Genomic DNA, 12,429 nt, shown 5'->3' with positions numbered 1-12,429 from the left:
AAAGCAGCCTTGAATCTGATTTGCTCCTAAAAGGGAATCCTTAGAGTCCACACGACCTAGTAGACGCGGCGATGCAGCCGATAACCTGCTGGCACTTGCGCGCCCGCAAAATATGGATTGATGACGCACTGTGCCGGGCGGCCCGCCGCCGATGCGCTGCACTGAGGCAGCGATGTGTAGCCGCATTCGTAATAATTGGCCCCACGGCCGTACACGTGCAGGCAAACCGGATAAGCCGGATCATACGTCTGGGCCGGCGCCGACCCTATTGAGTTCGTCCCGATTGCCAAAATCGCCAAGGCCAGAACGCGCATCAGAACCTCTTTGATGCCCCACCACGCATCCATCTGCGCCTTCAGATTTTTTCGACGCCGCCTTAGCGGACCAGCAGGATGATGCCGGCGGAGGCGAAGCCCACCACCAGGAGGGCAGCAGCCGTTACGGTGATCAGGTCAATCGACCAGTTCCGGCCGATCAAGTCGAAGTGTCTGGAGTGACTTTCGTCCCGGTATGAATGAAGGTGCATGGCGACCTCCTGCGCATTGGCGCACTACCCCAACCGCGCCCGATACGCCGGGCAAGCGCTTGCGCGGCGTGGGGCGCGGAGGTCGATGCTCGCTTTCTCTGGCCACTAGGACGCTGGCACTGTCGGCGCTGGCCCCGTCGGGCACTGGCACTATCGGCTCTGGTCGCTAGGACGCTGGGGGCGCGAGAGCCGCTTCGATCAACCCAGCCTTAGCATGGTCCTCCGCAAGCGGATCGGCAAGGGGCATCGCTCTCCCGCGCTTCGCCGCCGGCGGCGGCCGGCCAGCGACACGGCCGACGGCCAGATGGGCCTCCCGGGCTCGGCTGCCTGAGTGCCTACCTGGGCAAAGCGGCGCGGTTCGCCGGGACGACTTAGTGAGCCAAACATCGTCACATCAGGGACTGCGGATCCGGCGCAGTCGTGAGGCTCAACCGCAGCCCGTTCGGGCTTGGCAGCAAGAATCCAATCCGCGAATTGGTCGGCTGGCGATCCCGGCAGGATTCGAACCTGCAACCCGCGGAGTAGAAATCCGCTACTCTATCCAGTTGAGCTACGGGACCTTGGCCGTCTTCTAACACCGCCAATATGAAAAATCCGCTTTTCCGCCAAGTCCGTCCGAACCGATTTTTGTGGCCAAGCGACAAAGGCGAGCAGGGGACCGCTGAGGCGGCCGGCCTGCCGCGCCGGGCTACGCCACTTCGCTGCCGCCGCCTGGCGGGGATTGTTGTTTGGAGCATGATCCGACCGGACACCCGGTACCGGTTCGTCCGGATCATGCTCGAGGACCGGTTTGGCTATGTCGGCTGCGACGTTTTCGCTCGTTCATATCAGCGCCTTTACTCGGTCACCTTTTCGCGCATTTTTGTCCATGACGCGGCTGATGTCCGCGACCCCTGGGAGCTCCATTATGATCGGTTTGGTTCGTGCCGCAGCAATTTGCGCCACGCTGGCGCTTGGCTTGAGCTTCGCGCAGGCGGCGGACAAGGCCTTCAAGCGCGACGATCTCGCCGATTCCGCAATCAAGCTCGAAGCCCAGATCAAGAGCGAGGCGGGGGCGGTCAATAAGTCGGCCGCGACCTTGCGGACTGACGCCGACGCCGCGTTCAAGCGCAACGATTTCCGCGGCGGTTTGCAGATCCTCGGCCAGATCGCGGCATCAGCGCCGGAGGACGGCGCCAATTGGCTCCGCCTCGCCAAGACCGTCTTCCAGATCCGCTCGGCGAGCTCGAGCGAGCAGACCTTCCTGATGGAGCGCGCCTCGACGGCGGCCTACATCGCCTATCAGCGCGCCGGCAATCCGGGCGAGGAGGCCGATGCGCTCGCAGTCCTCGGACGCGCGCTGTCGGAGCGCAAGCTGTGGCGGCCGGCGCTGGATGCCTTGCGCCTGTCGCTCGACCTGCGCGAGGTCGCCGACATCAGGGGCCAGTACGAGAAGATGCGCGACGAGCACGGCTTCCGCCTGCTCGATTATACCGTCGATTCCGATTCGGCCTCGCCGCGGGCCTGCTTCCAGTTCTCGGAGGAGCTGGCAAAACGCGTCGACTTCGCGCCGTTCCTCGCGCTTGCCGGCACCGACAAGCCGGCGCTGTCGGCGGAGGGCAAGCAGCTCTGCGTCGACGGGCTGAAGCACGGCGAGCGCTACAATATCAATCTGCGCGCCGGCCTGCCGTCGACCGTGAAGGAGAGCCTGCCGAAATCGGCCGAGTTCAACATCTACGTCCGCGACCGCAAACCCTTTGTGCGCTTCACGGGGCGCGCCTATGTGCTGCCGCGCACCGGCCAGCGCGGCATCCCGCTGGTCAGCGTCAACACGCCGGCGGCCAAGATCGACGTGTTCCGGATCGGCGACCGCAACCTGATCAACACCGTGATCGACTCAGACTTCCAGCGCACGCTGAGCCGCTACCAGCTCTCCGACCTCGGCGGCGAGCGTGGCGTGAAGGTGTGGTCCGGCGAGCTCGCGACCGCGACCACGCTGAACCAGGATGTCGTCACCGCATTCCCGGTCGACCAGGCGCTCGGCGATTTGCAACCGGGCGTCTATGTCATGACCGCCGCGCCCAAGAGCCCGGGCAGCGACGATGACAGCTCGCTGGCGACGCAATGGTTCATCGTCTCGGACATGGGGCTGTCGGCGTTCTCCGGCAATGACGGTATCCACGTCTTCGTCAATTCGCTCGCTTCGACCGAGGCGGTCGCGAAGGCCGAGGTCCGGCTGGTCGCCCGCAACAACGAGATCCTGGCGACGCGCAAGACCGACGAGGCTGGCCACGTGCTGTTCGAGGCGGGTTTGGCCCGCGGCGAGGGCGGGCTGTCGCCGGCCTTGCTGACGGTGACGAGCGAGAAGGCGGACTACGCCTTCCTCAGCCTCAAGACCAACGCCTTCGACCTGACCGACCGCGGCGTCGCCGGGCGCGTGACGCCGGCCGGAGCGGATGCCTTCGTCTATGCCGAGCGCGGCGTTTACCGCTCCAACGAAACCGTCTATCTCACTGCGCTGTTGCGCGACGGGCAGGGCAATGCGCTGACCGGAACGCCGCTGACCATGGTGATCGAGCGGCCCGACGGCGTCGAATTCCGCCGCACCGTGCTGCCGGACCAGGGCGCCGGCGGCCGGACCTTGGCGGTGGCGCTCAATTCCGCGGTGCCGACCGGCACCTGGCGGGCGCGCGTGTTCACCGATCCGAAGGGCGCCTCGGTCGGCGAAACCACCTTCATGGTCGAGGATTACATCCCCGAGCGGATCGAATTCGACCTCACGGCCAAGGACAAGCTGATCAAAGCTGAAGTTCCAGTAGAACTTAAGGTCAGCGGGCATTTCCTCTACGGCGCGCCGGCCTCCGGCCTACAGCTCGAAGGCGACATGCTGGTCGCGCCCGCAGCCTCGGGCCGGCCGGGTTATCCCGACTACCAGTTCGGCGTCGCCGATGAAGAGACCGCCAGCAATGAGCGGACCCCGATCGAGAACCTGCCGGAGGCCGATGCCAAAGGCGAGGCGACCTTCCCGGTGAAGCTGGAAAAGGCGCCGACCTCGACCCGGCCGCAGGAGGCGCAGATTTTCATCCGCATGGCGGAGACTGGCGGCCGCTCGGTCGAGCGCAAGATCGTGCTTCCGGTGGCGCCCGCGGCCTCGCTGATCGGCGTCAAGCCGCTGTTCGGCGACAAGAGCGTCGCCGAGGGTGACAAGGCCGAATTCGACGTCGTGTTCATCGCCCCCGACGGCAAGCAGTTGCCGCGCGCCGGGTTGCGCTACGAGCTGTTGAAGCTCGAGTCCCGCTACCAATGGTACCGGCAGAATTCGTCCTGGGAGTATGAGCCGGTCAAATCGACCCGGCGTGTGTCGGATGGCGACGTCAACCTCGCGGCCGACAAGCCGCAGCGCCTGTCGTTCCAGCCGCAGCCCGGCCGCTACCGCCTCGACGTCAAATCGACCGATGCCGACGGCCCGCTGACCTCGGTGCAATTCGACGTCGGCTGGTACTCCGACGGCTCTGCCGACACGCCTGATTTGCTGGAGACCTCGATCGACAAGCCGGAATACGCTTCCGGCGACGCCATGACTGTGACGGTCAATGCGCGCGCGGCCGGCAAGCTCTCGGTCTATGTGCTCGGCGACCGCCTGCTGACGACCCAGAGCGTCGACGTCAAGGAAGGCACCCAGCAGGTGAAGATCCCGGTTGGCAAGGACTGGGGTACCGGGGCCTATGTGATGACGACCTTGCGCCGTCCGCTCGATGTGGCGGCAGGGCGGATGCCGGGCCGCGCGATCGGGCTGAAATGGTTCGGCATCGACAAGACGACCCGCACGCTTGCGGTCACGCTGTCGCCGCCGGCGCTGGTGCGCCCGGGCTCGGCGCTGAAGATTCCGGTCAAGCTCGGCGGGCTCAACGCGGGCGAAGACGCCAAGGTGGTGATCGCCGCGGTCGACGTCGGCATCCTCAACCTCACCAATTACAAGCCGCCGGCGCCGGATGATTACTATCTCGGCCAGCGCCGTCTCACCGCCGAAATCCGTGACCTCTATGGGCAATTGATCGACGGCATGCAGGGCACGAGCGGCCAGATCAGGAGCGGCGGCGATTCCGCCGGCGCCGAGCTGCAGGGCTCGCCGCCGACACAGAAGCCGCTGGCGCTCTATTCGGGCATCGTCACCGTTAGTCCCGACGGCACCGCGGAGGTCAGCTTCGACATCCCCGAATTCGCCGGCACCGCGCGAGTGATGGCGGTGGCGTGGAGCGCGACCAAGGTCGGCCGCGCCAACATCGATGTCACGGTGCGCGACCCGGTCGTCCTGACCGCCACGCTGCCGCGCTTCCTGCTCAATGGTGACAAGGGCACCATGAGCATGGATATCGACAATGTCGAAGGCGCCGCCGGCGACTACGCCATCAGCGTCAAGGCGTCGGGTCCGGTGAAAGTCTCGGGCAATCCGACCACGACGGTGAAGCTCGCCGCCAAACAGCGCACCTCGCAGTCGCTCGGCCTCGAGGCCGGCGGCGCGGGCACGGCGAATTTCGACGTCGACATCAAGGGGCCGAACGGGCTGACCTTGGCGCGGCACTATGCGCTCGACGTCAAGCCGGCGACGCAGGTGCTGGCGCGACGTTCGATCCGCACGCTCGCCAAGGGCGAGAGCCTGACGCTGACGTCGGACATGTTCTCCGACCTCGTGTCGGGCACCGGCAGCGTGTCGATCTCGGCGAGTCTCTCGACCGCGCTCGATGCCGCCACCATCCTGAAGGCGCTCGACCGCTATCCGCATGGCTGCTCCGAGCAGATCACGAGCCGCGCGATGCCGCTGCTCTATGTCAACGATCTCGCCGCCGGCGCGCATCTGGCGATGGACACCGCCGTCGACCAGCGCATCCGCGACGCGATCGATCGCCTCCTTGCACGGCAGGGCTCCAATGGCTCGTTCGGCCTGTGGGCGGCGGGCGGCGACGATGCCTGGCTCGACGCCTATGTCACGGACTTCCTGACACGGGCCCGCGAGAAGGGCTTTGCAGTGCCGGACGTGCTGTTCAAGAACGCGCTCGACCGGGTCAGGAATTCGGTGGTCAACGCCAACGAGCCGGAGAAGGACGGCGGCCGCGATCTGGCCTATGGCCTCTACGTGCTGGCGCGCAATGGCGCTGCTCCTATCGGCGACCTGCGCTATCTGGCCGACACCAAGCTGAGCAATCTGGCGACGCCGATCTCCAAGGCGCAGCTTGCGGCAGCGTTGGCCCTGGTCGGCGACAAAGGCCGTGCCGAGCGGGTCTATGGTGCAGCTCTCGAGGCGCTGAACCCGAAGCCTGTGATCGAGTTCGGCCGCGTCGATTACGGCTCGGCGCTGCGCGATGCCGCGGCGCTGGTCTCGCTCGCAGGTGAAGGCAACGCGCCGCGCGCGACGTTGACGCAGGCGGTGCAGCGCGTCGAGGCCGCACGTGGGCTCTCGCCCTTCACCTCCACGCAGGAGAATGCGTGGATGGTGCTGGCGGCGCGCGCGCTCGCCAAGGAGACGCTGACGCTCGATGTCGACGGCCAGCCGATCAAGACCGCGCTCTATCGCAGCTACAAGGCCGAGGCGATGGCCGGCAAGCCGATCAAGATCACCAACACCGGCGATGCGCCGGTGCAGGCGGTGGTCTCGGTGTCGGGCTCGCCGATCACGCCGGAGCCAGCCGCCTCCAACGGCTTCAAGATCGAGCGCGACTACTTCACGCTCGACGGCAAGCCGGCCGACGTGAGCAAGGCGAAGCAGAACGATCGTTTTGCGGTGGTGCTGAAGATCACCGAGGCCAAGCCGGAGTTCGGCCACATCATGGTGTCGGACTATCTGCCGGCCGGTCTTGAGATCGACAATCCGCATCTGGTGTCGTCGGGCGAAACCGGCACGCTCGACTGGATCGAGGACGGCGAGGAGCCCGAGAACACCGAGTTCCGCGACGACCGCTTCACCGCGGCGATCGACCGCGCCGCCGACGACAAGTCGGTGTTTACGGTCGCCTATGTCGTGCGCGCGGTCTCGCCCGGCAAATACGTGCTGCCGCAGGCCTATGTCGAGGACATGTACAATCCCTCGCGCTACGGACGCAGCGGCACCGGCACGGTCGAGGTGCGGCCGGCGAAATGAGCGAAGATGGGATGAGCAAGCAAGCGCGCCCAGACCTCTCCTCGTCATGCCCGGGCTTGGCCCGGGCATCCACGTCTGCGGCTGCGCCCAAGGAAAACGTGGATGGCCGGGCCAAGCCCGGCCATGACGCGCGGAAGAACCGGAGCATCCTGCGCATCGCAGCGTGTGCGACCGTCGCGCTGCTGGTGATCGTGGGCGCCTTCACCGGCTGGGTCGCCTCGCTCGGACCGTTGCCGCTCGCGCAGGCAAAGCAGGTCTCGACAACTGTGGTCGACCGCAACGGCAAGCTGTTGCGCGCTTACGCCATGGCCGACGGACGCTGGCGCCTTCCGGTCGATGCGAAATCCGCGATCGATCCTACCTATCTCAGGCTCCTGTTCGCCTATGAGGACAAGCGCTTCTACGATCATGGCGGCGTCGATCCGCTGGCGCTGGCGCGCGCCGCGTTCCAGCTCGTCACGACCGGCCACATCGTCTCCGGCGGCTCGACCATCACGATGCAGCTCGCACGGCTGATGGAGCCGCGACACGAGCGGTCGATCTACGCCAAGCTGCGGCAGATGGTGCGTGCGCTCGAACTGGAGCACGAGCTCCCGAAGGACCAGATCCTCGACCTCTATCTCGCGCTGGCGCCGTTCGGCGGCAATCTCGAGGGCGTTCGCGCGGCCTCGATCGCCTATTTTGGCAAGGAGCCGAAGCGGCTGTCGCTCGCCGAAGCCGCGCTTCTGGTGGCGCTGCCGCAGTCGCCGGAGCGGCGGCGGCTCGACCGCAACCCCGAAGCCGCCCACGCCGCGCGCGACCGCGTGCTCGACCGCATGGTCGAGGACGGCACGGTGTCGAAGCAGGATGCGGACCAGGCCAAGGCTGTGCCGGTCGCGAGGATGCGCAAGCAGATTCCGATCCTGGCGCCGCATTCCGCCGATCAGGCGGTTGCCACCATGAAGGGCGCGCCGGTAATCAGGCTGACGCTCGATGCCGGCCTGCAGAAGAACCTGGAGGCGCTGGCGCGCGATCGCGCGATTGCGCAGGGGCCGAACATTTCGGTCGCGATCATCGCGGTCGACAACGAGACCGGTGACGTGCTCGCGCGCGTCGGTTCGTCCGATTATTTCGACGAGCGGCGGACAGGGCAGGTCGACATGACCCGCGCGGTGCGCTCGCCGGGCTCGACGCTGAAACCGTTCATCTATGGTCTCGCCTTCGAGGACGGTTTTGTGCATCCGGACAGCCTGATCGAGGACCGGCCGATCCGTTTCGGCTCCTACGCGCCGGAAAATTTCGACATGACGTTCCAGGGCACGGTGCCGGTACGCAAGGCGCTGCAACTGTCGCTGAACGTGCCGGCGATCGCGCTGCTCGACCGCGTCGGCGCGAGCCGGCTGTCGTCGCGGCTGAAGCAGGCCGGCACCAGCCTCGTGCTGCCGAAGGACGAAGCGCCGGGGCTCGCGATGGGGCTCGGCGGCGTCGGCGTGACGCTGCAGGATCTCGCGCAGCTCTATGCCGGCCTGGCGCGGCTCGGCGCCACCAAGCCGCTGCGCGAGATCGCGCTGGCCAAGGACGACCGGGAGCCGATGCGGCTGATGGATCAGGCCGCGGCCTGGCAGGTCGGCAATGTCCTGCTTGGCACGCCGCCGCCCGAGAATGGCGTGCACAACCGGATCGCGTTCAAGACCGGCACGAGCTACGGCTATCGCGACGCCTGGTCGGTCGGCTTCGACGGCCGCATCACGATCGGCGTCTGGGTCGGCCGTCCCGACGGCGCGCCGGTGCCGGGCCTGGTCGGCCGCACCGCCGCCGCGCCAATTCTGTTCGACGCCTTTGCGCGCACCGGCCGGATTCCGGCGCCCCTGCCGAAGCCGCCGCGGAGCGTGCTGACCGCGAGCAACGCCAAGCTCCCGGCGCCGCTCAAGCGCTTCCGGCCGCTCGGCGAACTCGTGCGCAGCGGCAGCGACCTGGCGCCACACATCCAGTTTCCGCTGAACGGCTCGCGCATCGACGTCGACCGCTCGGACGGCGGCCGCTATGCGGCGATGCCGGTCAAGGTCGCCGGCGGCGTCCTGCCGCTCACGGTGTTGGTCAACGGCATCTCGGCCGGCGATATCGACAGCCGGCGCCAGCGCCTGATCGAGCCGCCCGGACCGGGCTTTGCCCGCGTCACCGTGATCGACGCCACCGGCGCCGCCGACACGGTGGTGGTCCGGGTGCAGTGAGTTCGCTCGGGATTTAGCGGATGAACGACCAGTTCTTGTAGAACACGGTCTTGAACGACGATGCGATCATCGCCGCGGCCGCGATCGCCGCGTCGAACGCAGGCTGCAAATGGTTCGGGCGCACGATGTCCATGAACAGGCAGTAGCGCGTCTGGTCGGCGTCGTTGACCGACTGGTGGAACAGCGTGTCGTCGAACACGAACAACGGCTGGTCTTTCCAGTAGTGGGTCTTGTCATCGACATTGATGAAGACGCCGTCGCTATCGATCGGATCGAGATTGTAGAGCACACGGAACGTCAGCCGCAGCGGACCGAAATGCCATGAGGTCTTTTCGCGCACATTGAACACCGACACGGCGATAGTCTTGATGTAGCGGTAGTCCCGTTCGAACGCGGGAATGCGCATGGTGATGTCCTGCGGCCGCGCGAACCATTTGAACGTCAGCATGCCGCGCTTGCGATCGCCGAGCACCTCGGCGACGCGGGCCTTGATCACCTCGCCATTGTCGACGAACGCCTTGACGCAGGCCTCGATCTCGGCGCGATGCGCCGCCGGGAGATCTTCCAGGCGATAGGCGCCGAGGTTGCGGGCGGACAGCAGGTCGGCGAGCAGGTTGATCGGCGACAGCAGCCACGTCGGGATGCCGTTGCCGAGGAAATACTTCTCGGCCAGCTCGGGGGTGATCTTGAAATGCCTGCGGATATCGAGCGCACCGCAGACCAGGAAGAACAGCGCGAAGCGGGGTGCCAGATAGAGCACGGGGACGAGCACGACCAGGGCCACAGCGATCCGCCGTGCCCGCTTACGGGTGTTTCGATCGATTGCCATCTGTTGACGCGCCGTACTGCAGACCATACGGGCTCAACCGCCCCTCAAACAACCTTAAGCCGCATTTAGGATGACGGCAAGCGTGAGGCGGGAAAGGCGGAATGCGGAGTTGTTTGCAGTGCGGTTTCATCGTATGCGAAGCCTATGGTGGAAACCCTCCAACCCCGACGCTTCGGAGCAGGCCAACAGTCTGTAAAACCTGCGCATTCCAGTCGCAGGCTGTTCATGGCGTTCGAATTCGTGACGGCGAGCCAACCACGCGCGATTCTGTTTCTGGCGTTGTGCTGTCTGGTGCTGTTTCTGCCCGGCTTTTTCACCATCCCGCCGATCGACCGCGACGAGGTGCGCTTTGCGCAGGCGACCAAGCAGATGGTCGAGAGCGGCGACTACGTCGACATCCGCTTCCAGGACGACGTCCGCTACAAGAAGCCGGTCGGCATCTACTGGCTGCAAGCGGCGTCGCTGAAGACGGCCTCGGCGCTTGGGCTGCCGCGGGCGCAGGTGCGCATCTGGGTCTACCGCGTGCCGTCGCTGATCGGTGCCATCGGCGCGGTGCTCTTGACCTACTGGACGGCGCTTGCCTTCGTGACGCGGCAAGGTGCGGTGCTTGCCGCGCTGATGATCGCGAGCTGCGTGCTGCTCGGCGGCGAAGCGCGGCTCGCCAAGACCGATGCGATGCTGCTGTTATCAGTCACCGCTGCGATGGGCGCGCTGGCGCGGGTCTACATGTCCTGGCAGCGCGGCGAGGACCCGGCACATCCGCCGTGGGGACCGCCGGCGATCTTCTGGACGGCGCTCGCGGTCGGCATCCTGATCAAGGGGCCGCTGATCCTGATGTTCGTTGGCCTGACGATCGCGGTGCTGGCATTGCTCGACAAATCCGCGGCGTGGCTCGGGCGCATGCGTCCGGTGTGGGGCCTGATGTGGACGCTGGTGCTGGTGCTGCCATGGTTCGTGCTGATCTTCCTGCGCGCCGGCGACACCTTCTTCGCGGACTCCGTCGGCGGCGACATGTTGAGCAAGCTTGGCGCGCAGGAATCCCATGGCGCGCCGCCCGGGCTCTATCTGCTGCTATTCTGGGTCACGTTTTGGCCCGGTGCGCCGCTCGCCGGCATGGCGGCACCTGCGGTGTGGCGCGCACGGCGCGAGCCCGGTGCACAGTTTCTGCTGGGCTGGCTGATCCCGTCCTGGATCGTGTTCGAGGCTGTGCTGACCAAGCTGCCGCACTACGTGCTGCCGCTCTATCCGGCGATCGCGATCCTGACCGCCGGCGCGCTGGAGCGGCGCGTGCTGTCACGCTCCTGGCTGATGCGCGGTGCCGCCTGGTGGTTTGCGATCCCCGCAATCGGCGCGGTGCTGGTGATCGTGGGCGCGATCAAGCTGATCCACCAGCCGGTGTTTCCGGCCTGGCCGATGTTTGCCGTTGCCATGGTGTTCGGCCTGATCGCCTGGTGGCTGTTCGAGGACAGCCGCGCCGAACGCTCGCTGCTCAACGCCGTGATCGCGGCGGCGCTGATGGCTGCGGGCGTCTACGGCGTCGTGATGCCGCGGCTGACGACGATGTTTCCGAGCCAAGAGGTGGCGCGCGCGCTGCGCAACGTCACCTGCGTCGGCCCGAAGGCGGCGGCTGCGGGCTTCCACGAGCCGAGCCTTGTGTTCATGACGGATACCTCGACGCTGCTCACCGACGGATCGGGCGCCGCCGATTTCCTCGGGCAGGGCACCTGCCGCTTCGCGCTGGTCGAGTCCCGCTCCGAGCGGTCCTTCATCCAACGCGCCGAGGCGATCGGGCTGCGCTACAACGCGCCGGTGCGCATCGAGGGCTACAACATCTCGCAGGGCAAGGCGGTCTCGATCGCGATCTTCCGCTCCGAAGGGACGGAATGACATGCCGCAGACGCCAGCGACCGCGGAATCCGCCAACTACGTCGGACGATTGCTGACACTGGCGTGGCTGTCCCTTGCTCAGCTCGTGCGCACGCCGTCGCATTCGCGGCGGGCGGAGGCGGGGCGGCGCTCCGCACGTCATGTGCTGCTGCTCACGGCCGGCATCGGTGCAGTGATCATCACGCTGATGTACACATTCGACGTCCAGGAAATCGCGCTGATGCCGCCGCGCGGCACGCCGAGCCTCTGGTGGGTGCGGATCCTGACCGATTTCGGCAAGGACGAATATGTGCTGTCCACGCTGGGAGTCCTGCTTGTCGTGGTCGCACTCGTGGCGCCGGCCTTGCGCGGCGTTCCGCGCGCGACCGTGCTCGGCCTTGGCACGCGCCTGCAATATCTGTTTCTCTCGGTCGCCTTTTCGATTGCGGTCGGCGAGGTGATCAAAAGGTCGGTCGGCCGCGGCCGGCCGTTCGTCGGCGGCAAGGCCGATGCGTTCAACTTCCAGCACTTCGCCGGCAGCGAGGCCTATACGAGCTTTCCCTCCGGACACGCGACCACAGCGTTCGCGCTCGCTTTTGCGGTGTCGGCGGTGTGGCCGCAGGCGCGGATGCCGATGCTGCTCTACGCGATCATGATCGCGGCAACGCGGCTCGTGCTGCTGGCCCATCATCCGAGCGATGTCGTCGCCGGCGCGCTGGTCGGCACAATCGGCGCCATGACGGTCAGGTACTGGTTCGCTGCCCGCCGCCTTGGTTTCGCCATCCATCAAGGCGGCGCCATTGTGCCGTTGTCGGGGCCCTCGCCGGGGCGCCTCAAAAGGGTTGCGGGGAGCGCCTTCGCCCCATAAAAGCGGTCGCCCGAC

7 protein-coding genes and 1 tRNA gene are annotated in these 12,429 nt (G+C 66.5%); 4 read left to right on the top strand and 4 right to left on the bottom strand.

The window, feature by feature from the left end; genetic code table 11:
- Window positions 1–56: 56 nt before the first annotated feature.
- From ACFFWD_RS30410 to ACFFWD_RS30400, 3 genes are all read right to left on the bottom strand, one after another.
- Window positions 57–347 (bottom strand): DUF3551 domain-containing protein, encoded by a 291-nt coding sequence (locus ACFFWD_RS30410; protein WP_376971645.1) that lies wholly within the window; start codon window positions 345–347, stop codon window positions 57–59.
- A 29-nt stretch (window positions 348–376) separates the two neighbouring features.
- Window positions 377–526 (bottom strand): hypothetical protein, encoded by a 150-nt coding sequence (locus tag ACFFWD_RS30405; RefSeq protein ID WP_376971643.1) that lies wholly within the window; start codon window positions 524–526, stop codon window positions 377–379.
- Window positions 527–1,009: 483 nt separating this feature from the next.
- Window positions 1,010–1,086: transfer RNA gene (locus ACFFWD_RS30400), tRNA-Arg, on the bottom strand.
- Window positions 1,087–1,433: 347 nt separating this feature from the next.
- Between ACFFWD_RS30400 and ACFFWD_RS30395 the strand changes: the two genes are divergently transcribed.
- The gene (locus ACFFWD_RS30395; protein ID WP_376971641.1) at window positions 1,434–6,641 is read left to right on the top strand and encodes an alpha-2-macroglobulin family protein; all 5,208 of its coding nucleotides are present in this window, start codon (window positions 1,434–1,436) and stop codon (window positions 6,639–6,641) included.
- A gap of 98 nt (window positions 6,642–6,739) precedes the next feature.
- Window positions 6,740–8,851, top strand: coding sequence for a penicillin-binding protein 1C (gene pbpC, locus ACFFWD_RS30390; protein WP_376971639.1), 2,112 nt, complete (start codon window positions 6,740–6,742; stop codon window positions 8,849–8,851).
- A gap of 13 nt (window positions 8,852–8,864) precedes the next feature.
- On the opposite strand, the gene ACFFWD_RS30385 is transcribed toward pbpC, so the two are convergent.
- Window positions 8,865–9,680 (bottom strand): aspartyl/asparaginyl beta-hydroxylase domain-containing protein, encoded by an 816-nt coding sequence (locus ACFFWD_RS30385; protein WP_376971637.1) that lies wholly within the window; start codon window positions 9,678–9,680, stop codon window positions 8,865–8,867.
- Between the two features lie 144 nt (window positions 9,681–9,824).
- On the opposite strand from ACFFWD_RS30385, the gene ACFFWD_RS30380 reads away from it, so the two are divergent.
- Window positions 9,825–11,567 (top strand): ArnT family glycosyltransferase, encoded by a 1,743-nt coding sequence (locus ACFFWD_RS30380; RefSeq protein ID WP_376971635.1) that lies wholly within the window; start codon window positions 9,825–9,827, stop codon window positions 11,565–11,567.
- Window position 11,568: 1 nt separating this feature from the next.
- A complete protein-coding gene (locus ACFFWD_RS30375) occupies window positions 11,569–12,414 on the top strand; it encodes a phosphatase PAP2 family protein (RefSeq protein ID WP_376971633.1) in 846 nt (281 codons plus the stop codon).
- Window positions 12,415–12,429: the final 15 nt, after the last annotated feature.

This window comes from Bradyrhizobium erythrophlei (assembly GCF_042430365.1).
Taxonomy (GTDB): Bacteria; Pseudomonadota; Alphaproteobacteria; order Rhizobiales; family Xanthobacteraceae; genus Bradyrhizobium; species Bradyrhizobium erythrophlei.
Note: the sequence above shows the minus strand (reverse complement) of the source record. Positions and strands in the feature narration are given on the sequence as shown.

Coding starts and splice junctions, on each gene's coding strand:
- ACFFWD_RS30395 (WP_376971641.1), top strand. CDS start 1,434: ATGATCGGTTTGGTTCGTGCCGCAGCAATTTGCGCCACGCTGGCGCTT.
- ACFFWD_RS30375 (WP_376971633.1), top strand. CDS start 11,569: ATGCCGCAGACGCCAGCGACCGCGGAATCCGCCAACTACGTCGGACGA.
- ACFFWD_RS30405 (WP_376971643.1), bottom strand. CDS start 526: ATGCACCTTCATTCATACCGGGACGAAAGTCACTCCAGACACTTCGAC.
- ACFFWD_RS30410 (WP_376971645.1), bottom strand. CDS start 347: ATGGATGCGTGGTGGGGCATCAAAGAGGTTCTGATGCGCGTTCTGGCC.
- ACFFWD_RS30385 (WP_376971637.1), bottom strand. CDS start 9,680: ATGGCAATCGATCGAAACACCCGTAAGCGGGCACGGCGGATCGCTGTG.
- ACFFWD_RS30380 (WP_376971635.1), top strand. CDS start 9,825: ATGGTGGAAACCCTCCAACCCCGACGCTTCGGAGCAGGCCAACAGTCT.